General features: G+C 49.0%; 24 protein-coding genes and 1 tRNA gene. 19 read left to right on the top strand and 6 right to left on the bottom strand.

Annotated elements, in window-relative coordinates:
• Positions 1-66 precede the first annotated feature (66 nt).
• The 7 genes from WCV72_03360 to WCV72_03330 all read left to right on the top strand — a co-directional run bounded on the left by WCV72_03360 (position 67) and on the right by WCV72_03330 (position 6,822).
• Positions 67-702, top strand: coding sequence for a transposase (locus WCV72_03360; protein MFA6458399.1), 636 nt, complete (start codon positions 67-69; stop codon positions 700-702).
• A gap of 101 nt (positions 703-803) precedes the next feature.
• On the top strand, positions 804-2,867 hold the full coding sequence (locus tag WCV72_03355; protein MFA6458398.1) for an S-layer homology domain-containing protein: 2,064 nt from the start codon (positions 804-806) through the stop codon (positions 2,865-2,867).
• 125 nt (positions 2,868-2,992) lie between these two features.
• Positions 2,993-3,589 carry a tetratricopeptide repeat protein gene (locus WCV72_03350; GenBank protein MFA6458397.1) on the top strand — a complete coding sequence of 199 codons (597 nt, stop codon included), beginning with the start codon at positions 2,993-2,995 and terminating at the stop codon, positions 3,587-3,589.
• Positions 3,579-5,132, top strand: a complete 1,554-nt coding sequence (locus tag WCV72_03345; protein ID MFA6458396.1) for an S-layer homology domain-containing protein — start codon at positions 3,579-3,581, stop codon at positions 5,130-5,132. The genes WCV72_03350 and WCV72_03345 overlap by 11 nt, the downstream gene beginning before the upstream one ends.
• Positions 5,133-5,265: 133 nt before the next feature.
• A tRNA-Lys gene (locus tag WCV72_03340) sits at positions 5,266-5,341 on the top strand.
• Positions 5,342-5,418: 77 nt separating this feature from the next.
• On the top strand, positions 5,419-5,958 hold the full coding sequence (locus WCV72_03335; GenBank protein MFA6458395.1) for a hypothetical protein: 540 nt from the start codon (positions 5,419-5,421) through the stop codon (positions 5,956-5,958).
• 57 nt (positions 5,959-6,015) lie between these two features.
• Positions 6,016-6,822, top strand: a complete 807-nt coding sequence (locus tag WCV72_03330) for an HD domain-containing protein (protein ID MFA6458394.1) — start codon at positions 6,016-6,018, stop codon at positions 6,820-6,822.
• Here the strand turns inward: WCV72_03330 and WCV72_03325 are convergent.
• Positions 6,748-7,797, bottom strand: a complete 1,050-nt coding sequence (locus tag WCV72_03325; protein ID MFA6458393.1) for an NAD(P)-dependent oxidoreductase — start codon at positions 7,795-7,797, stop codon at positions 6,748-6,750. The genes WCV72_03330 and WCV72_03325 overlap by 75 nt on opposite strands.
• Positions 7,798-7,826: 29 nt before the next feature.
• Between WCV72_03325 and WCV72_03320 the strand changes: the two genes are divergently transcribed.
• From WCV72_03320 to WCV72_03310, 3 genes are read left to right on the top strand one after another with little or no spacing between them, the layout of a single operon-like run.
• Positions 7,827-8,390 (top strand): phosphatase PAP2 family protein, encoded by a 564-nt coding sequence (locus WCV72_03320; protein MFA6458392.1) that lies wholly within the window; start codon positions 7,827-7,829, stop codon positions 8,388-8,390.
• 10 nt (positions 8,391-8,400) lie between these two features.
• Positions 8,401-8,709, top strand: coding sequence for an RNHCP domain-containing protein (locus WCV72_03315; GenBank protein ID MFA6458391.1), 309 nt, complete (start codon positions 8,401-8,403; stop codon positions 8,707-8,709).
• A complete protein-coding gene (locus tag WCV72_03310) occupies positions 8,706-9,305 on the top strand; it encodes a hypothetical protein (protein MFA6458390.1) in 600 nt (199 codons plus the stop codon). Before WCV72_03315 ends, WCV72_03310 begins: the two co-directional genes overlap by 4 nt.
• Before the next feature lie 52 nt (positions 9,306-9,357).
• On the opposite strand, the gene WCV72_03305 is transcribed toward WCV72_03310, so the two are convergent.
• Complete coding sequence (locus tag WCV72_03305) at positions 9,358-9,594, bottom strand: hypothetical protein (protein ID MFA6458389.1); 237 nt, start codon at positions 9,592-9,594, stop codon at positions 9,358-9,360.
• A gap of 39 nt (positions 9,595-9,633) precedes the next feature.
• The gene (locus tag WCV72_03300) at positions 9,634-10,842 is read right to left on the bottom strand and encodes an aminoacyl--tRNA ligase-related protein (protein ID MFA6458388.1); all 1,209 of its coding nucleotides are present in this window, start codon (positions 10,840-10,842) and stop codon (positions 9,634-9,636) included.
• A gap of 179 nt (positions 10,843-11,021) precedes the next feature.
• Here WCV72_03300 and WCV72_03295 point away from each other — a divergent pair, with 179 nt between their 5' ends.
• From WCV72_03295 to WCV72_03270, 6 genes are read left to right on the top strand one after another with little or no spacing between them, the layout of a single operon-like run.
• Positions 11,022-12,626 (top strand): CTP synthase, encoded by a 1,605-nt coding sequence (locus WCV72_03295; GenBank protein MFA6458387.1) that lies wholly within the window; start codon positions 11,022-11,024, stop codon positions 12,624-12,626.
• Positions 12,627-12,681: 55 nt separating this feature from the next.
• Positions 12,682-13,215, top strand: a complete 534-nt coding sequence (locus tag WCV72_03290; GenBank protein ID MFA6458386.1) for a hypothetical protein — start codon at positions 12,682-12,684, stop codon at positions 13,213-13,215.
• A 40-nt stretch (positions 13,216-13,255) separates the two neighbouring features.
• Positions 13,256-13,528: a hypothetical protein gene (locus WCV72_03285; GenBank protein ID MFA6458385.1), complete on the top strand. Its 273-nt coding sequence runs from the start codon at positions 13,256-13,258 to the stop codon at positions 13,526-13,528.
• Between the two features lie 10 nt (positions 13,529-13,538).
• The gene (locus WCV72_03280) at positions 13,539-15,326 is read left to right on the top strand and encodes an alanine--tRNA ligase (GenBank protein MFA6458384.1); all 1,788 of its coding nucleotides are present in this window, start codon (positions 13,539-13,541) and stop codon (positions 15,324-15,326) included.
• 33 nt (positions 15,327-15,359) lie between these two features.
• A complete protein-coding gene (locus WCV72_03275; GenBank protein ID MFA6458383.1) occupies positions 15,360-15,671 on the top strand; it encodes a hypothetical protein in 312 nt (103 codons plus the stop codon).
• Positions 15,672-15,694: 23 nt separating this feature from the next.
• Complete coding sequence (locus WCV72_03270; GenBank protein MFA6458382.1) at positions 15,695-16,336, top strand: nucleoside monophosphate kinase; 642 nt, start codon at positions 15,695-15,697, stop codon at positions 16,334-16,336.
• Here the strand turns inward: WCV72_03270 and WCV72_03265 are convergent.
• A complete protein-coding gene (locus WCV72_03265) occupies positions 16,333-16,599 on the bottom strand; it encodes an acylphosphatase (GenBank protein ID MFA6458381.1) in 267 nt (88 codons plus the stop codon). The genes WCV72_03270 and WCV72_03265 overlap by 4 nt on opposite strands.
• A gap of 245 nt (positions 16,600-16,844) precedes the next feature.
• Between WCV72_03265 and glnA the strand changes: the two genes are divergently transcribed.
• From glnA to recR, 3 genes are all read left to right on the top strand, one after another.
• The gene (gene glnA, locus WCV72_03260; GenBank protein MFA6458380.1) at positions 16,845-18,176 is read left to right on the top strand and encodes a type I glutamate--ammonia ligase; all 1,332 of its coding nucleotides are present in this window, start codon (positions 16,845-16,847) and stop codon (positions 18,174-18,176) included.
• Positions 18,177-18,257: 81 nt separating this feature from the next.
• A complete protein-coding gene (locus WCV72_03255; GenBank protein MFA6458379.1) occupies positions 18,258-18,824 on the top strand; it encodes a hypothetical protein in 567 nt (188 codons plus the stop codon).
• A gap of 26 nt (positions 18,825-18,850) precedes the next feature.
• Positions 18,851-19,450 carry a recombination mediator RecR gene (gene recR, locus WCV72_03250; GenBank protein ID MFA6458378.1) on the top strand — a complete coding sequence of 200 codons (600 nt, stop codon included), beginning with the start codon at positions 18,851-18,853 and terminating at the stop codon, positions 19,448-19,450.
• Between the two features lie 8 nt (positions 19,451-19,458).
• Here the strand turns inward: recR and WCV72_03245 are convergent, their stop codons facing one another.
• Positions 19,459-19,896, bottom strand: coding sequence for a hypothetical protein (locus WCV72_03245; GenBank protein MFA6458377.1), 438 nt, complete (start codon positions 19,894-19,896; stop codon positions 19,459-19,461).
• A gap of 400 nt (positions 19,897-20,296) precedes the next feature.
• Positions 20,297-20,605, bottom strand: coding sequence for a hypothetical protein (locus WCV72_03240; protein MFA6458376.1), 309 nt, complete (start codon positions 20,603-20,605; stop codon positions 20,297-20,299).
• Positions 20,606-20,693: the final 88 nt, after the last annotated feature.

The following is a 20,693-nucleotide window of genomic DNA, read 5'->3' as shown; positions in this document are numbered from 1 at the left end:
AAGATGGTGAGCAGACCCTCAGGGTCGGGGTAGACCCTGAGGGTCGGTATCTGCTACACTTCAGTCATGCCAAGCAAAAAACGCGAGCTCGTCCCCGGCGAGATTTATCACATCTACAATCGCAGTGCTGGTAAAAAAACTATCTTTCATTCTGATCGCGACTACAATCGTTTTTTTCTAAAAATGTGTGAATACAGAGATAAGTTTCCAATTGATATTTTGGCTTATTGTCTTATGCCAAACCATTTTCATTTTTTGATTCGCGTGCCAGACCCGAAGGGTCAGTCCGCGAGTCGACCCTCAGGGTCGGGGGCGACCCTGAGGGTCGGATTAGCAGAAGTCAATTCCGCACAAAAGTTTTTTCATCGTCTCTTCACCGCCTATTCCAAATACTATTGCGCGCGCTATGCTGACGATCATTCTGGTCGTGTTTTTGAAAGTTCTTACAAAGCTAAGCATGTCAGCGATGACGCCTATTATCTTCAACTTTGCGGCTATATTCACGATAATCCTGTGCGCAAAAAATTAGTTTCAAAACCGGAAGAGTGGCCTTTTAGTAGTTACCTTACGCTGACTGGTGTGCGTGAGGACGGCATCAGCTGTGATGCGCCCGAGCTGCGCGAGGCGAGTCATCTCCAGATTTATCGTGATTTTGCACGACACCGCCAAGATGTTTTTGGTGAGATTAGGCAATTTGTTTAACGCAAAATTCCCTTGCCGCTAAAATAAAAAAATGTCCTATTCGGTATAGTTTTTTGACAGAAATAGTAAACTTCTTTCAACAAATTTTTAACCCCACCCTAATGTCCAGAAAAATTAAAAGTCTCTGGTCGCGCCCACTGGCGTTTTTTGGTTGTACGGTTGCCGCATTCGCTTTCGCGATTGTGCTTTCTCCGTCGGCTTTCGCAGCAGCGGAAGGCACGGTAATCGCCCACACAGGCGGGGCGCAAGCGGATTTTAATATCAATCCGCTCAATGATACGGCAGGTGAGCAATTCATCGCCCTCAAATTTAGGATAGATGATGATGAGACCATCGCCACGGATGGTCTTCCTCTCTGGATTGACCAGCTTGTCCTCGCGGTCGGAGGTACGGGAGCTACTGCTTCGACTGATGTCGCAAGCGCGAAACTTTATTCTGATGCCGGCACGACATTGGTCAGCACTGGGACTGTCGCTGATGCGACAATCACATTTGGTGCGGCTGCCGATGCCGATGGCGTAGGAGATTTGATTTCACTTGCTTCGGACGCAGGACAGGATTATTGGATTTATATTTACATGAAAACAGGTGCAGCCCTCACTGCGACAGAAGGGGATACTTATACATTTTCAATCAATGATACGACAAGCGTGCTGGAAGATGGCGACGCTGGCAGCTCGACGATGCGCGCAAATGCGAGCGCGGTCGCGACAGTGACAGGCACGGTCGCTGTGACAGCTACCAAATTAGTCGTAGGAGGTGCATCTGGCACTCAGGTTACGGGTGCCACAAATGAGCTGTCTGTTGCAGCGAAAGACGCAAATAACAACATTGATGAAGGTTATACTGGCTCGAAAGATTTAATTTTCAGCGGACCGACTCTTGCTCCTGACGGTTCGACCGGCAACATTGAGACACATGCGATTGGTACGACTACGGCGACCAATTTTACCGTTGGTGTTTCTGATGCGACCGAACTTACATTGACTGCCAAAAAAGTTGAAGTGACGACGATTGATGTCACCGATGGCACATTAAGTTCGACTGGTTCGACAGCCGATGATCTCGACCTCACTGTCACAGTCGGCACGAAAAATAAGCTGATGATTGCTCAACAAGCTTCGGTGACTGCCGCGATTAACAACAATTTCAATCCTCAGCCAATTGTCTACATCACCGATGCCTATGGCAATGTGACGGCTGATACAGACAATGTTGTGGCGACGGACTATCTCGCTGCCAACTGTTCATCGGCGGGAGCTGGTACGATGTCGGGTGCGACCAAAGCGGCCGTAGCCGGTGTCGCGTCGTTCACGGCTTTGCAACACGATACAGTCGAGACAATCTATATTGGCTATACAAGTGGCGCACTGACTGCAGCTTGCTCAGGAACAGCCGGTCCATTCCTCGGTTCAGCTGCGGCTTCTGCTGTCGCGCTCAGCCGTGGTGCCCAACACAGCGATGACTCGTCATCTTCGACCACTACGACCACCACTACGACGACTTCGACTACGGAAGCCACGGACACGACTCCTGCGACTACCACTACCACAGAGGTTACGACCACCACGACGACGGTGACAGGTGATCGCTACGAGCAGGCGGGTGTGAGTGAGGCGGAGGTTGATTCGGCTGTCGGTAAATTTTCCGATTTACAAAAAGATAATTGGACTGCGCCTTTCATCGCGCGCATGCGTAACCTCGGAATTCTCGACGGCTATCCTGATGGCTCGGTGAAACCAGACAACACGATTAATCGCGCTGAGCTCGCGAAGATTGCCGCGAAAGCATTTGGACTGGCGAACGCGACCGAGACCTACACTGATGTGGCTGACGACGCATGGTATGCTCCCTTCGTCGGTGCGCTCCAGGTTGCTGGTGCTTCGTGGACGACCTCCTCGCTTTACCATCCTGAGGTCAATGTGACGCGTGGTGAAGCAGTTTGGGTTTTGCTCAAAGCTTCCGGTGTCGATCTCTCGAAAGTCACTTCAGAAAAACTCTTCCCGGATGTGACTACGGGACACCGCTTCGCTGCAGCGATTACCTACGCCTCGAAGAACGGAGTTGTGAATGGTTATGACAATGGCAACTTCGGTCCTGGCGACACGCTCACGCGTGGTCAGGTCGCGAAGATCGTCACGCTCATCAAGAAGCTGGCGCAATAAGTTCCCTCAGAAAAATAAAAAAGCCCTGCCACGAAGTGGTCCCTTTGGGACCGTTTGGTGGGGCTTTTTTTATCGACAGATCTTGCGCAGAAAGTTAAAATGAATCCGCTTTAATTTCTATCAACATGTTTCGCAAAATTTTTAGTGTCGCGTTAATTTGTATGCTCACACTTACGCTTGTCGGTTGTGGCAATAAATTTCGCATTGCAAGAGAGGGGATGCCCGAGGCGCTGCGCACTCAGCTAGAAACACAATTAAAAAATGGCGAGCAAGCTTTAGTCGCGGCGCAGGCGGCGCAGGACGATGTCGCGAAGACGGCAGCGTTGCTGGAGATTGCTTTCGCGCAAGACCAGCTTGGTCGGCTCGATCTTGCGATTCCGTTTTACAAACAAATTCTCGAGCTTGATCCGAAGCATTTTGCCGCACTCAATAATCTCGGCGTGATTTACGAAGAAGTTGGCGACTATCTCGAGGCGGCGAAATATTACGGCAAATTGCTCGAAGCTGATCCGAGCAATACCGAGGCGCTGGAGGACGCGCTGCGCGTTTTGATTGCTGCTGAGCATTTCGATGATGCGCAAACCAATCTCGAAAGTTTCGTGCGCTACAATTCCGCCAATACTGACGCCGGAATGCAAAAATTAATTTCCGACCAATTCGAACTTATTCGCCAGGCGCGTTTAAAAACTCAACCTCAAACCCCAGCCCAAAATGAAAACTAAAGCCCTTCTCGCCGCCGCATTTTTTTGCCTCGCGGTTACGCCGGTTTTCGCAGCCGCGACGATCAATTCCGCCGCTGATCAATCTTTCAATCAGTACCAAAACATTCAGCAGGCGCGTGACATCACCATCACCGACGATGCTGCGAGTCCGACGATTACTGCGAGCGGCGGTATTCGCATTAATATTCCGACCGATTTTCCAATCATTTGGGATGATCGGGTTGCCTCAGTCAATGTCTACGGTTCGGCTGTCGATGCCGGTCGTTTCAGCGGCGCGACGGCGAGTGTCACTTACGAAAATTACGCCAAGACAGCGGTCATCACTGTCGCGGCGAATTTCGCGGCGGGCGAGAGTGTCACGATTTCCGGACTGGTTTTCAACGGGTTTTATTTCGCTGCGGCGAATGCCAATCTCCAATTAACGCTTGCTGCCTCTGGTTCGGTCGTCGCGACTGATTCCAAAAGTCTCCAAGTTTGGACCAGTAGCAACTCCGACAATTACGAACCGCAGGCTCCGAAAAATCTTCAAATTACACAGATCTCGGCGACTTCAGTTCGGCTGACTTGGATTGATCCGCCGGATATGGATGTGAATCAAATTCAAATCCTGCGCGGTGTCGATCCGCTGCCAGTTGCCGGTACAGCTTATGACGCGGTCGGTCGTGGTGACCAAACTTTCACTGACACAGCTCTCACTGTCGGACAAACAATTCATTACATTTTGCGTGCGAGCGATGGTCGCAATCTCAGTCCGCTGTCGACAGAAGCTTCGATCACGCTCGTCGAAAATTTTGGCTCTGAGCTAGTCGTGTGCACGACTGATTACACTCCGGTTTGCGGCAGTGACGGCAAGACTTATTCCAACGCTTGCAACGCGAAAGCAGCCGGAATTACTAGTTATGTGAATGGCGAATGCGTCAGCGATAGCGAAATTCCAGTTGTCGATGAATCGGATGCCAAGAGTGCGAAGGCGACCGAGGCGGGGATCACAGTCGCGCAGCTTGATGCCGCAGTCCAAAAATATTCCGACCTGCCACTCGCGCATTGGTCGGCGGGCTTTCTCGCGCGTTTGGATTCTGATGGCATCGTCGCGGGTTATCCCGACGGGACGATTCGTCCCGATGCGCTGATCAATCGCGCCGAGCTCGCGAAGATTGCGACCAATTCATTTAGCCTCACGACTGCGACCGAAGGCTTCTCCGATGTTCCTGCTGACGCGTGGTACGCGCCCTTTGTCGGCGCGCTCGCACGAGTTGGCGCGATCTGGACGACGGCTACCGAATTTCATCCGGCTGATGGTGTGACGCGCGGTGAGGCTGTCTGGACGCTGCTCACGGCGGCGGGCGTCGAGATCCCAGCCATCACTACTAAACCTTTCCCAGATGTGTCGCTGTCGCATCCTTATGCGGCGGCGATTGCGTGGGCGAAAGACAACGCCATCATCTCGGGCTACGAAGATGGCACCTTTGGCATTCGCGACACTTTGACGCGCGCACAGGTCGCGAAAATTGTCGTTTTGCTGAAAGCAAAATTGGCGCAATAGATTTTTGCGCTGGGGGATTTTTTGCTAAAATCCGTCCACTTTTTAAATGGAGGATTGTAGGGATTATAAAGAGCTTTGGGGGCGGTAAGGATTAGCCACTAAATACTGTCAACTAAAAACTTAATTCTATCATGGGTCGGTAGCTCAGCTGGTAGAGCAACAGCCTTTTAAGCTGATGGTCGTGGGTTCAAGTCCCACCCGACCCACCAAGGAGTTGGTAGTTCGTAGTCAGTAGTTGGTAGGAAAAATAAAACGACCGACAACTCCAATTTTAAAATAAATTTTTATGCCCAAAAAACGCAGCGCTGAAAACAAAAAAACTGATGCTGAATTCACCCCGTTTTTTCAGCCAATTTTTGCTTTTGTGCAGAATTTCTTTTCTGTGATTTTTCAATTTATCAAAACTGTCGCGGGTGGATTGCTTGTTTTACTCGAGAAGATTTTGCAATTCATCGTCGCGCTTATTGTTGCACTCGCCAAGATTGTTCGTGCGGTGGCACTGGCTTTTGTCTCTGTTTTTCTCGCGCTCAGTTTGGTCGCGCTTACTTTTTTCTTGTTTTCACGCGCGGTTGATTTACCGGCTTCCGCGAATTTTCAAGAAGTCCGCGAGCGGAGTTTGGCGATTTTGGCTGACTGGCTCGAGCCGGATTTCGTAGCGTCTGAGGCGCGGGCGGCGGCGTGGAGTGATTATCGCGCGAGCCTGAAAGAAGTTTATCGCGCTGCGATTTCCGACGAAGAGAAGGCGCAGCAAATGAGTGAGCTGCGCTCCGTTTTAAAAAATAAATTTGAAGAACAAGACGCTGAGATTTTTTGGCACTTGCGTTAGTTTTCAAATTTCCCAAAATTGATTTTGGCGGCTAGAATGCGCTGCTTAAATTTTAACTTGGGAAAATCCGAAAGACCGGAGCTGCCGTTTCACGAGGATTTTTATTATCCTTTTGAATACGAATTAAGCGAGTTTGCAAAACGGTTTAAGTCTGCTTTGGGCAAGGCTAATTTTCAAGAAGAAGACAAGAAGCGAATTCAATTTGCTTGGGTGCAGGCTTGTCTTTTTCACAAAGGGCAAACGCGTAAAGAAAAAAATTCAAAAGGCGAGCGGTTGCCTTATGTGATTCATCCGCTTGAGGTCGCGCTCTCTGTTTTGGAAATGGGTGGCGGACCAGCTGCCGTCATGGCTGCTTTATTGCACGATGTTCGTGAAGACGACAAGTGGGTTAAGAGAAGAAAACGCGACGAACTAGTTCAGCTTTTTCGTGGTCGAGTGGTCGAAGTCTTGACCCGCTTAGTTTCGAAATATCGTTTGTCGCCAAAAGGAAGAGTAATCAAACTTAGTCCATGTCGATATTTTGAAAAGCTCAATCAGGAGCCAGAAGCAGTTTTCATCAAGACTATTGATCGTCTCAAAAACCTAATGTCGTGCGGTCGAATTTTAGATCAAGCAAGCAAAGCTTCTGCAGACGAGCTCGCAACAGCTGTAGATTTTGTTCGCAAACAAATTCAAGAAACCGATCAATTTGTCATTCCGCTTGCCGAGAACCACTATGCCAAATTAGCGAGAAAACTAAAAATTCTCAATTTCAAACTTGAAACACGACTGCAAGTTGTCGAAGTTTTTTTATTGCAAAATGAAACGCGCAATCTTCAGGATCCCTTGCTTCCAAGCGACGCGGTGTGTGATCCCGGTTGCTGATTCGTACTCTTTCCAGTGTTTCGCGTACCACTCGAAAGTCCGGATGAGTGTGTCAGAATTCGAATACTTCGCGCGCCAGCCGAGCTGCTTCTCGATTTTTTCCGTCGAGACGAATGAATCTTTGTCCGCGGTCGCATAGACCCAGGCGTAGAGCGGGGAGAGCCCGAGCCGCTCGAAAAGCGCGAGCGTGCCTTTGATTAATCCCGCCGGAGTTTTCAGCACGCGGGATTTGCTGCCGACTTTGCGGAAAAAACTATTCAAATCTTTGGCGACGGTTTCGAATTTTTTCGCGCCAACATTGAAAGTGTCGTTCGCGAGTTTTGCTGGTTTGCTCGCGGCGAGCCAGACCGCATTCGCGAGATCTTCGACATCCATTAGCTGATAGCGATTTTGACCGTTGCCAATGACGGGGATTTTCGCACCACGGCGCACCCAGTCGAAGAGAATTTGGAAGACGCCGAGGCGACCTGTTCCGATGAAAGTTTTTGGACGAATGATTGTGATTACCATTTTTTCTTTGCGGAATTTTTCACACAATTCTTCCGCCGCGATTTTCGCATGACCATACGGTCCGACACCGACGCGCGGATCAGTCTCGACGATGGGGTGCTTCATCGGCACGCCGTAGACCGCTGTCGAGGAAATATAAACTACGCGCCCCACTTTATTTTTCTTCGCTTCTTCCAAAATTATTTTCGTACCGCGCACAGTTGTATCGATAATTTCCTTCGGCTTCGCGAGTGGTAGCGCGGCGGCAGCGTGGATCACGACATCGACATCCGCCATTAGTCGATCGACCAAAATGCGATTGCGAATATCGCCGACATAGTTCTCGACCTTGCCCCAGAGGTCAGGTTCATTCAGTGTCTCGAGGTCGAGCAGCTTCACGCGGTGACCGCGCTGCACGAGATTTCGTGCGAGGTGACAGCCGAGGAATCCCGTGCCGCCAGTGATCAAAAAAGTTTGTTTTTTCATGGCGCCAAATTTAGCATAAAATTCTCAAAATGCTGAATTGGTATTTTGTCGGAATCATCGCGGCGCTGGCGGCCGCCGGCTTCTACGGTCTGGATGAATTTTCTCTCAAGACTATCAAAAAATTTCGTCGGGAATTTCATCCGGTCGTTCTGCAAATTTTTAACGCTATTTCCTTCACGCCTTTCGTCATCGCGACGCTTTTCGTAATCCCATTTTTTTTCGTTTTGCGCTATCTCGATTTTTTCTCAGCCGCGGCGCTCACGCTGACTTGTCTACTGGCGACCGGGGGCGCATTTACTTTGAAATATATTTTTCGTCGTGTGCGGCCACTCGGTCATCAGACTTATCTCGGCAAGATCGATTCGGCTTTTCCTTCTGCGCACACTGCTGGTAGTTTTGCTTCGGCATTCGTCCTAGCCTTTTTTTGGCCGGCGTGGAGCGCACCGTTTTTCGTGCTCGCCGCGCTCGTCGCGTTCTCGCGGATTTATCTGGAGCTGCATTTTTTCTCTGATGTGATGGGCGGGATTTTGCTCGCTTATTTATTCACGGTGCTCACGCTCGATTCGACCTTGCTCACTTTCATCGGATTTTGAAATGAAAAACATGCGCGATAAAAATTCGACGAATTCGGGTTTCACTTGTGCTAATTGTGGACGGGCAGTTTCACCTGCCGCCAAAACCGCGCGCAACCATTGCCCGTTTTGTCTGTGGAGTCTGCATGTCGATTGCACCGTGCCGGGAGATCGCGCGGCTGACTGCCGTGGCAAGATGGAGCCAGTCGCGCTTTTCCAAAAACGCGACGAGTGGATCGTGATTCACCGCTGCGAAAAATGTGGCAAGGAAATTCCCAACAAATGCGCCCCGGATGATAGCTTCGAGGCGCTGCTCACTTTAACTGCGCTTCAGCAATGACCAAAATGCCGGTGACGCCGCTCGAAATTCGCCGCCAACTTTTTCACATTCTGCTTGGCATCGCGCTCGTCTGTCTGCTTAAGCGCGGCATTCTCGATTCGCTCGATTTATTTTGGATTTTGGCCGCAGGCATTCTGGTCTCGTGGATTTCGACGCGACGGCGTTTGCCGATTATCGGTTGGTTTCTCGACAAATTCGAACGCAAACAGGTGCGTCCCGGCAAAGGTGTAATCACTTACTTCATCGGTGTGATTTTGGCACTGCAGCTTTTTCCGCGCGATGTCGCCTACGCGTCGATTCTCGTGCTCGCGGTCGGGGATGGAGTGAGCTCACTCGTCGGTCCATTCGGTCATCTCAAAACCAAACTTTCCGACAAAAAACTTTTCGAAGGCACGATTGCGGGTGCGGCTTTCGGTGGCGCGGCGGCGATGGTTTTCGTCACACCTTTCGAAGCTTTCATCTGCGCGATCATTGCGATGATTTTCGAGGCGATGGAAATTCGCCTGAATCAAAAGCTTTTAAACGACAATGTGACTGTTCCGCTTGTCGCAGGGACTGTCATCTTGCTCTTGCGTAATTTCCTAAACGGCAACTAAAAACCACCCCCGGTTAAGAGGGTGGTTTATTTTACCTTGGTAAGAGGTCTAATTAGTAGTTGACCTCAGGTGAAACATCGCCAGCGACAGGCATTTCTGTTTCGATTGTGTTCTCTGTGTCAGTCGGCAATGTGGTCTCGACTGGAGTGATTTCACCAACCGGAGGCAAGACGACTTCATTGACCATTCCTTCCGCCGGAGCGACATCGTCACCTTTCAGTTCGCCGCCAGATTGGCAACCAGCGAGGGCGAGCAAAGTGAGTCCAGCGACCGTGAGCATTTTCTTCATTTTTTGAGGGGTTAAAAAATTTACCCGAATTTTAGTATTTCAAAACATTTTTGCAAGCAAATTTTTTAGCGAGACCAATTCCGAAGCTTCCGCCGAGCGTTTTTTGATTTCGACACTATCAGTTGCGAGTGTTTTCGGTGAAACCACCAAACGCAGTGGAATACCGATTAAATCAGCGTCAGCGAATTTCACGCCCGCTGGCAGGTCGCGATTATCGAAAAGCACCTCGCTTTTTACCGATAATGCTTCATAAACTTTTTTAGCTTCTGTCAAGACTTTTTTGTCGTCGCCGAGTACGATTAAGTGAACTTGAAATGGTGCGACGCTTTCCGGCCAAATCAGCCCTTTTGCATCATGGCAGGTTTCGGCGATGGTCGCGACGAGCCGCGAGACGCCGATGCCGTAGCAGCCCATCAAAACTTTTCGTTGCGCGCCTTTTTCATCAGCGAAATTCAGCTCAAACGCATCCGAGTATTTCGTGCCGAGGTCGAAAATATTACCGACCTCCGCGCCTTTTTTTTCAATCAATTCGCCGCCGCACTTTTCGCATTTAGCGATTTCCATTTCCGCGTTCCAGCCGAGTCCGCACTTTTCACAAATTTTTAATTTGTCTTCGCCCGCCTCAGTCAGCACTTGGAATTCATGCGAAATATTTTCCGTGAATTCGCCGCCGCCCGCTTTCACCAAAAAACTTTTCAAACCGACGCGCTCAAACACTTTGAAATAAGCGGCTTTCACGCGTTCATAGTATTGCTCGAAATCTTCTTTGGTCGCGTGGAAAGAGTACATGTCTTTCATTAAAAATTCGCGACCGCGCATGAGACCGGATTTCGCGCGCGCCTCATTCCGAAATTTCGTCTGAATTTGGTAAACGCAGAGCGGCAGATCACGATAACTTTTGATTCGCGTTTTGGCGAGCGGCGTGACGATTTCTTCATGACTCCAGCCGAGCACGGTTTTCTCTGTCGGGTGAAAGGCGATATCGACGGTGTCGCGCCCCGTTTTTTTCCAATTCTCGAGCGGCGTCAGTGCGGGCATCAAAACTTCCTCACCGCCGACGGCGTTCATTTCCTCGCGGACGATTTGCTCGATCTTCGCCAAAACTTGGCGACCAAACGGTAAATAAGAATAAACCCCCGCGGCTTCTTTTTTCACGAAGCCAGCCTGCGTCAATAATTTCGCATTCACGGAATCGGCGTCGTGCGCGACGGTTTTGCTCGTTTGGGAGAGCGATTGAGAGAGTTTCATCGGGAGGATTTTAGCAAAAAAACATTGGTCGAGCCTTGTTTTTTCAGTAGAATAAACAGATTAAAAAATAAAAAAGACGATAAAAAATTTAAGCAGCTGTGGGAATTTACTAGCAACAATTAGATGCTTTCGGAGGATGAGTTTAATAAAAATTGTGATACAATCACTCCCGTTTTTTGATGAAAACTAAATTTATCTTCGTCACCGGCGGAGTCTGCTCTTCTCTCGGGAAGGGGATTGCGACAGCTTCCATCGGCGCGCTTTTGAAGTCGGCGGGTTTTTCCGTCTTCCCGATGAAGCTCGATCCCTATCTCAATGTCGATCCGGGGACGATGTCGCCTTTTCAACACGGCGAAGTTTTCGTCACGGACGATGGTGCGGAGACGGATCTCGACCTCGGTCATTACGAGCGCTTCATCGATGTGCCACTGACCAAAGAATCGACGGTGACTTCTGGGCAAATTTATCTCGAAGTTTTGGAAAAAGAACGCCGCGGTGATTTCCTCGGCGGGACGATTCAAATCATTCCACACATTACCCGCACGATTCGCGAGCGCATTCTGCTCGCCGCGAAAGTTTCGAAAGCCGATGTCGTCTTAGTTGAAATCGGCGGAACAGTCGGTGACATCGAGGGCGAGCCTTTCCTCGAAGCGATTCGTCACATGCGCTATCAGCTCGGTGCGGCGCAAACCTTATTCGTGCATCTCACACTGCTGCCGTATCTCGCGGCTTCGGGCGAGCTCAAGACCAAACCGACGCAGGCTTCCGTGCGCGAGCTGCGCCGAATCGGCATTGCGCCGGACTTGATTCTCGCGCGCTCGGATCTGCCGATTGAACAGAAGCACATCAAAAAAATTGCTTTGTTCTGTGATGTCACCGAAGAGTGCGTGATTCCTGCGCCGACAGTTGATTCGATTTACTGTATTCCGGCTAATTTCGAAAAGTCGGGCATTACCAAAATCATCGAGAAAAAACTGGACCTGCCGCTCAAAAGACCGAAGCTCGAAAAGTGGGAAAAATTGGCGGTGGCATGTACGCTCGAAAAGAAGAAACTCAAAATCGCCTGCGTCGGGAAATACACTGATCTCGACGATGCTTACATTTCCGTCAATGAAGCACTCAAGGCGGCGGCTCTGGCTGCCGGTCATGGACTCGAATGTGTTTGGGTGAATTCCGAAAAGCTGACCAAAAAAGATTCGCCGGAGTGGGACAAAATCAAATCGGCGAGTGGAATTCTCGTGCCGGGTGGATTCGGCGAGCGGGGAGTCGAGGGCAAGATTCGGGTCGCGGAATACGCGCGTGAAAACAAAATTCCTTATCTCGGGCTGTGTCTCGGCATGCAGATTCTCGTGATCGAGTTCGCGCGCCATGTCCTCAATTTGCCTGATGCGAATTCGGAGGAATTCAATCCGACGACCAAAAATCCAGTCATTAATTTCATTCCGAACCAGCGCAAAATTCTCAAGAAAGGCGGCACGATGCGGCTCGGTGCTTACCGCTGTGAGCTGCAAGCCGGATCGTTGTCGCACAAACTTTACGGTCAAAAAATTATTTCCGAGCGTCACCGCCACCGTTTCGAAGTGAACAACGATTATCGCGCAGTACTGGAAAAATCCGGTCTGCGTTTCGCGGGCATCAATCCGGATGTGGATCTCGTCGAGATTTCCGAAATCAAAAATCATCCTTTCATGCTCGGCTGCCAATTTCATCCGGAATTTCTCTCGCGTCCATTTCGTCCGCACCCGCTTTTCCTCGGCTTCATCCACGCCGCCGCGAAGCATTGATTTTTTTAGTGATTTTTGTTAAAATACAATTACAAAATTACTAACAAAAACCAACATGGGAAAAACTTTCGAGAATCCGTCGGCAGCAAAAGAGAAGCAGCTGTCGCCCATTGAGCTGGGATTGCAGCAGTTTTTCAAAGAGAATAATTTTGCTGGTGCCAGCGAATCTGGGCGCGAAGCTCTCAAGTTAAATCCGGACGACCAAGTCGCGAAGAATTTGATTGAGTCTTCCCAAAAAATTCTCGACAAAAAACAGACTGATTTGTTAGGCAAAATTACGGGCGCGGTTGCAGAGGAGGTGCGCGAAGCCATCAAGTCAAAAGGTCAAAATTCTCCTGCAGAATTTGCTGCCAAGCGAGGATTGGATCAGTATTTTCGCAATGATTTTGTCGGGGCGATTGCGTCTTGGGGCGCAATTCTTAAGTTAGAGCCAGGCAATGAGCGCATTCAGAATTGCATTAGTTTGGCGCAAGACCTTTTAGACATGAAAAAAGATTTGTTTTTGCAGCTGAACAGTCCGGTCGCAAAAGAAACCCCAGACGCGCTCCAAGCGCTTTTCGAACAAATTGAGCCGACAGAAAAGAAATAGGCTGCGATGAAAAAACAAAAACCTGATAGAATTCATTCCTATGAATTCAAAATTAGAGTCTTTGACCGAGCTCCTTCAGTCGACTTGTGATTTTGGTGTTTCTGAAAATAAAAAATTAATAAACGCAAGGTTAGATCAACTGCTGGCCAGGTTTGATGTTTATCGGGACACGGTTTCTGCTATGGCATTGCATGATCCGCAAGGAGCTCAAACACTCTTGGAAAATATAATAGCCATTGAGGCAGGCTTGAGACAATTTGCCGAAGAAGTAATTCGACAAAATACCGCAAAAATAAGAAACATTTTGTTGTAAAATGCGCCGTATGAAATCCGACGAACTTCGCCAAAAATATCTCGAATTTTTCGCGGCGCGTGGTCACGCGATTTTGCCGTCGGCTTCGCTCATTCCCGAAAACGATCCGACCGTACTTTTCACGACGGCGGGCATGCATCCGCTCGTGCCTTATTTACTGGGCGAAAAACATCCGGCAGGTACGAAACTTTCCAGCTGTCAGAAATGTATTCGCACTGGCGACATTGATGAGGTCGGCGATTGCTGCCATCTGACTTTTTTCGAAATGCTCGGCAATTGGTCGCTCGGGGATTATTGGAAAAAAGAAGCACTCAGCTGGAGCTTCGAATTTTTGACGCAGGTTTTGCAATTTCCGCTCGAGAAATTAGCCGTCTCAGTTTTCGCCGGGGACGACGATGCACCTTTCGATGCTGAGAGTTTCGAGATTTGGAAAAGTTTGGGCATGCCGGAGAATCGGATTGCCAAGCTACCGAAGAAAAATAATTGGTGGGGACCGGCGGGGCAGACGGGACCGTGTGGTCCGGATTCCGAAATGTTTTTTTGGACGGGCGACGGAGCGGCACCGAACAGTTTTCAAGAAAGCTGTGAAGATCCGCGCTGGGTCGAGATTTGGAATGATGTTTTCCTGCAGTTCGAGAAAACCGCTGAGGGTAAATTCATTCCGTTGGCGCAAAGAAATGTCGACACCGGCATGGGTCTGGATCGCGTCGCGGCGATTCTGCAAAAACAGCCGACTGTTTTCGAGACAGATTTGTTTGCGCCGATTATCGCGAAGATTAAAGAATTATCAGTAGGGAATGGGCATGCCCATTCCCTACAAGAGCGCGAACGCTCCGAACGCATCGTCGCCGACCATCTGCGCGCCGCGTCGTTTATCATCGGTGATCCGCGCGGTGTGCCACCGTCGAATGTCGATGCGGGCTACATCGTGCGGCGTTTGATTCGTCGAGCGATTCGCGAGGCACGCAAACTCGGCTTCGATTTCACACAAACTTTCACGACGCAGATTGTCGAAGTCGTGATTGAAAACGCGGGCAAACATTATCCTGAGCTCGTCCAAAATTCCGCCAAGATTTTGCTCGAATTTGAAAAGGAGGAAAACCAATTTAAGAAAACTTTGGAAAAAGGCGAGCGTGAGATTGCGAGCTTTCTCGAAAAAAATAACTCAGTCGACGGCGAAAAAGCCTTTTATTTTTACGAAACTTTTGGTTTTCCGCTGGAGCTAACCGAAGAATTTTTACGCGAAAAAAATTCAGCGATTCAAAATCCGGAAAAATTTTTCGCAGCGCAAAAGGCGCACGCCGACCAGTCGCGCACAGCTTCGGCTGGGAAATTCAAAGGTGGCTTGGCGGATGATTCTGAGACTGTCTCGCAGTTGCACACAGCGACGCATTTGCTGAATGCCGCCTTGCGAAAAATTTTAGGAGATCACATTTCGCAAAAAGGCTCGAACATTACAGCGGAACGATTGCGTTTCGATTTCAATCATTCTGAAAAAATGACGCCGGAGCAGATTGCCGCAGTCGAACAATTTGTTAACGACGCGATTGCGCGCGACCTGCCAGTCGATTGTGCCGAGCTGTCGGTCGATGAGGCGAAAGCCTCCGGCGCGGTCGGAGTCTTCGATTCCAAGTACGGTGAGAAAGTAAAAGTTTTTTCGGTGGGCGATGTGTCGAAAGAAATCTGCGGCGGACCACACGCGAAAAATACAGGCGAGCTCGGGCATTTCAAAATTAAAAAAGAAGAGTCGAGCTCGGCGGGAGTGAGGCGGATTAAAGCAGTTTTAACTAAAGAATAAGTTTTAATAAGAAACATCTTTCATTTTTTTAGGATGGTCAAAATACATTGCTCGGATGTTTCGCATTTACCCTCAGATTTAGTTCTTTTCTCGAAAGAAGGAAGCGCGACCCAATTAGTCGCTCGAGACCTTATTTTGAGCTGTTTCGGAGGAGGCGAGAAGTTTAGTTTTAATCCAGAATTAGACTTTGCCCAAATTCTAAGAGAAGCAATTAGTCTAGCGATGCAGGTTTCTAATGATGAAAGATTGACTACTCAACAAAAAGATTTTTTTGTTCGCACAAGCGATCGATGGAATAATGACTTTATGCCGTTGTTGGTTCCGAAAAAACCAAACCTCAAGTAGAATCTTTTTACTAATTTTTTCTCATGCAAGACATCATTCTCTTCGGGATGCAGGGCAGTGGCAAAGGCACGCAGGCGCGCATTCTCGCTGACAAATTCGGCTACAAAATTTTCGAGACGGGTGGACAGTTGCGCAAATTGGCGAGTGAAGATTCGCCGCTCGGACAAAAAGTGAAAGAGATTACGACGGCGGGCAAATTAGTCCCGAATGAAATCGTGATGGAAATCGTCGAGAATTTTTTGCAGAATTTGCCTGAAAACGAGACGGCGATTTTCGACGGAATTCCTCGCAGCGAATCACAACGCGCCTCGCTCGAAGCGGAATTCGCTAAAGTCGGTCGGCGACCGCTCGCGGTCTACATCGCCCTGACGCGCGAGGAGGCGCTCACGCGTTTGCTCGGTCGCAAGACTTGCGCGGGTTGTGGCAAAATTTTCGGCGCGAAAGATAATTCTGCTGCGCTCGAGAAATGTCCGGTTTGTGGCGGTGAATTAAAAATTCGCGCGGATGATACAGCGGAGGCGATCGCGACGCGGCTTGATGTTTACGAAAATGAGACTGTCCCGGCGATTGAAAAATACCGTGCCGAGGGGAGACTGGTGGAAATCGATGGCACGCAGTCGGTCGCAGCAGTGACCGCGGCTATTGCCGCCAAACTCGCGAATTAAATCACGGCGAAGTCCGCGAAATTTTCCGCTGACTCGCTCCACTCTTCTGCGACCCAATCGACCTGCGCTTTGCTCGGTCCGAGTTCGCACCATTTTCTGAGTTTTTCTAGTGGTGCTTTCGCGCCGATCGCGACAATCTCGACTGAGCCATCGCTCAAGTTTTTCGCATAGCCTTTCAGACCTAAATCGCAGGCGATCTTCGCAGTCGAGGCGCGGTACCAGACGCCTTGGACTTTGCCGGAGACAAGCATTTTGAGCTGCATCGCACTGGATTTTAGCTAAATTTCAAAAAGTGCTAAAGTCGATTCGCGCTCAATTCTTTCGAAAAATTTAAAAATAACTTGACAAAATAATCTAAAAGTGTGAGATAGAGCAATAAAATTAAAAATTTGTAAAGGAAATCTAATTGATTTAACAAAAAATTTGGCTAAAATTCGCCCGTAATTCCTTTTCACCATTTCTCCCAAAGATATTCGGTGATCGTTTTCTGCTTTTTAACCCCTACAAAATGGCCTCCAAAGACCAAATCCTCGCCGAGGTAAAAAAGAACGAGATTGAGTTCGTCAATCTGCATTTCACTGACATCCACGGCATGGTGAAATCAATCACGATTCCGGTCTCGCAGCTCGAGGGCGCGATTGACAACAATGTTTGGTTCGATGGCAGCTCGATCGAAGGCTTCACGCGTATTTTCGAGAGTGACATGTATCTCGTGCTCGACCTCGATACCTTCCGCGTTTTGCCGTGGGGGAGCACGCCAACGGCGCTTTTCATCTGCGATGTTTACCTGCCAAATGGCGAGCCTTTCATGGGCGATCCGCGCCAGATTTTGAAGAAGCAAATTGCCGAAGCAGCGAAGATGGGTTTTCAATTTAACACTGGTCCGGAGCTCGAATTTTTTCTTTTCAAAAAGAAAGAGGACGGCACGATTTCCTCGCTCCCGAATGACCAAGCCGGTTACTTCGATTTCACGACGGATCTCGCGGCGCACATTCGCAAAGACATGTCCTCGGCGCTGATCGCGCTCGGCATCCAAGTCGAGACGCTGCACCACGAAGTCGCTCCCGGACAGCACGAAATTTCTTTCCGCTACGCCGATGCGCTCCAGACGGCTGATTCCGCCGTGCTCTTCAAATGTGCGCTCAAAGCGATTGCGCAAAAATACGATCTCCACGCGACATTCATGCCGAAGCCGATTCAGGGTCAAAACGGTTCTGGCATGCACACGCACCAAAGTTTGGCTGAGCTCAAGACGGGTAAAAATCTGTTCCACGACACGAAAGATGAAAACGGCCTGAGCGAACTTGCCAAACACTTCATCGCGGGTTTGCTCGATCACGCTTCCGCTTTCGCCGCCGTCACGAATCCGACGGTCAATTCCTACAAACGACTTGTCCCGGGCTACGAAGCGCCGGTTTACATCGCGTGGGGCACGACGAATCGCAGTGCTTTGATTCGCTTGCCACGGATCAATCCGAAGCTCGCGTCGAAGGCGACGCGTGTCGAGCTGCGCTGCCCGGATCCGAGCTGCAATCCTTACCTCGCTTTCGCGGCGATGCTCGCGTCTGGTCTCGACGGCGTGCGCAACAAAATGAAAGCACCGCTGCCAGTCAATGAAAACATTTTCGAATTCAACGATGCGCAGGCGAAGAAGTACAAGATCAAGACTTTGCCGGGCAATCTCGCGGAGGCGGTCGATAATTTCTCCAAAGACAAAGTTTTGCTCGACGCTTTCGGTCCGCACTTCTGTGAGAAATACATTGCCGCCAAAGGTGAGGAGTACGACGAGTATCGTCTCTATGTCTCGCCGTGGGAACTCAAAAAATACATCGAAAATTAGTCTCTCAAGTTACTTAACAAAAAGCCTCGCTTGACTGTCGGGGCTTTTTGGTTTAAAAAGAAGGCTCGTTTATTATTTTTTGTGAATAAAAAAAGTGAAGCACCCGACTCCGAAAGATGTCCAGGCTTCTGCGTAGTCGATCACAAAGGTCGTGTCTCGGTTCCAGTCGACGAGGGGCGATTATTTTTACAGAAGAATAATCTTGAGCAAAATCTCCCAAATCAACTAACAATTATTCCGGACGAACACGGTAGTGCTCTTCTGGCGATGACTCAGCAACAGCATGAAGCTTTGATGCTGAAGTTGATTAACCAAGACCGCAAAAGGCTTAATTTAATTTGTTTGTTGACCGAGCATTTCAAGTTTGAGATAGGACATAAAAATAAAAAACAAAAGTGCGTGAGTCAAAAAACAGCAGACAATCAAAGCGGTGAGTTGCCTAATTTTTTTCGCCTCAGCCCTTTGTCGTCGCTCTATAAGCTGGGGCTGATTGAGCTTGGTGAAAAATTAAAAATTATTTGTGTCCAACACGAAAATGGATCTTGTCTGCAAATTTATCCGGCTCATTTCGAGGTGCGCGAATTTAAATATTTTTCAGACTTAAGAAAAAGAATCGAAGATGTTTGTCGGTTCTACAAATTTGATTGAGGGGCGATGATAGCTAAAATGCAGGGGTGAAAAATTTTCCCAGTTCAATTTCGCGGATGATTGATGCTTTCGCGAGTCTGCCAGGCATCGGCGAGAAGACCGCGACGCGGCTGGTTTTTCATCTCGTGCGTTCGCCCGAAAATTTGGCGCGGGAGCTCGGTGAAGCGGCGACGAATTTGAAAAAAGATTTACGACTTTGCGCGTGCTGCCGCAATATCGCGACGAGCGAGCAGTGTGAGATTTGCGAAGATACCGAGCGCGACGCTTCGCAGATTTGCGTGGTCGAGGAAGCGCTCGATGTTTTGGCTTTCGAAAAAGCGGGCGCGTGGAAAGGCAGCTACCATGTCCTGCACGGCGTGCTCAATCCGCTCGAAGGCATCGGTCCGGAAAGTCTCACGATTGTGGATTTGCTGCGGCGGGTCGAGCGCGGTGGTGTCACAGAAATTATTCTCGCGATGAATCCTTCGGTCGAGGGTGAAGCGACAGCGTCCTATATCACGAAGCAGCTGCAGCCATTTCAAATCAAAATCACGCGCATCGCTCGCGGCCTACCGACTGGCTCAGAATTGTCTTACGCTGACGAAGTGACGCTCGCGGCAGCGATGAAAGGACGGAGAGATTTCTAAATCTGGGATCAGTCCACATGCACCACCGTAAAATCTGCGCGAGCTTCTTGCGTACCCGCGGTGACGATGACTTCGTATTTGCCTGCGGGCCATTCATGATCGACCATGCTTAGAGTCGAGGAGGCGACGCGGACGATTTCAGCGCTTTTGATCGTGGCAGAATTAATCGCCTTTGGGGTTTCTCCGCCGAGGTAGCGCCAATCGAAAACAGCTTCCGCTACGGTGGAGGGATTACTAATCACTGCCGAGACTGAAATTTGTGCTGCGCTATCAGGGAAGGCGCGTAAATCGGCAGGGCATTCGTTTTGCGCTCCTACTTCCAAGCACAATTTCACATCTGAAATCGCGACAGTCTTTGGCTGTTCGACAATCTCAGTTTTCGCCTCGCCGCCGCAGGCTGCCAAAACCAGTAGCGGTGTGAGCAAAGCGACTTTCAAAATTTTCATTTTGGTAAGTTAGGTCGGACTGATTTTATCCTGGTTTTGCAATGCGGAGAAAAAATCATGCTTGCGGTGATTGCGAAAGCGCGGAGGATTTTGGAAATAAAAATGTGGGAATGAAAATTGCACGCAACGCTTCCACATCAGATTAGGCTATTTTTTTAATCTGCACCCACAGTGAGATTTTACAAAGTAGGGAACGCAGATCTGCGTTCCCTACAAATCGAGATTACAATTTTGTCGCGTAGGGAATAAAAATTTTTATTCCCTACAAAACACGCGCAAAGAAATAGGTAGGGAACGGACATGTCCGTTCCCTACTCTGATCGAGTGGGGGAAAGACAAAACTGCTCATCGACAATCCGATTAAAAATTTCGCAATGACGAAAATTTGTTTATCTAAGACTTAACACTCCTGACAGTCATCATAGACGCTGCTTATCGATGTGACCCCACAGGATAAAGTTTTAGTGTGATTAGGTTTTCCGAGTATTTTTTCCAGTTGTGTTCGGTTTTTTTTCCAATCATCGGGTGACACGAGAAGACTCAGCTCGTCTCTTTGACCGATACCGCCGATTATTTGTAATGTTGCGTTTTTGCACATTTTTGTTACTTCTCTTGATTTATTAACAAAATCATTGACATCTTTCACTTCTAGGAAAGAAGCCAGTATCATATCGTTCTTTTCGATGGTAAATTCTCCAGTCGTGTTCATTGTGAAAAAATTATAAGAAGTGATAATAGCATTTTGATGCCGACCAGTAACAACTATTTTGAGTAAAAAATTAGTGCAAACTCTTTTA

This window comes from Patescibacteria group bacterium, assembly GCA_041665585.1.
GTDB lineage: Bacteria > Patescibacteriota > Gracilibacteria > JAHISY01 > JAHISY01 > JAHISY01.
The sequence above is the reverse complement of the archived record's forward strand: the minus strand, read 5'-3'. Positions and strand labels throughout refer to the sequence as shown.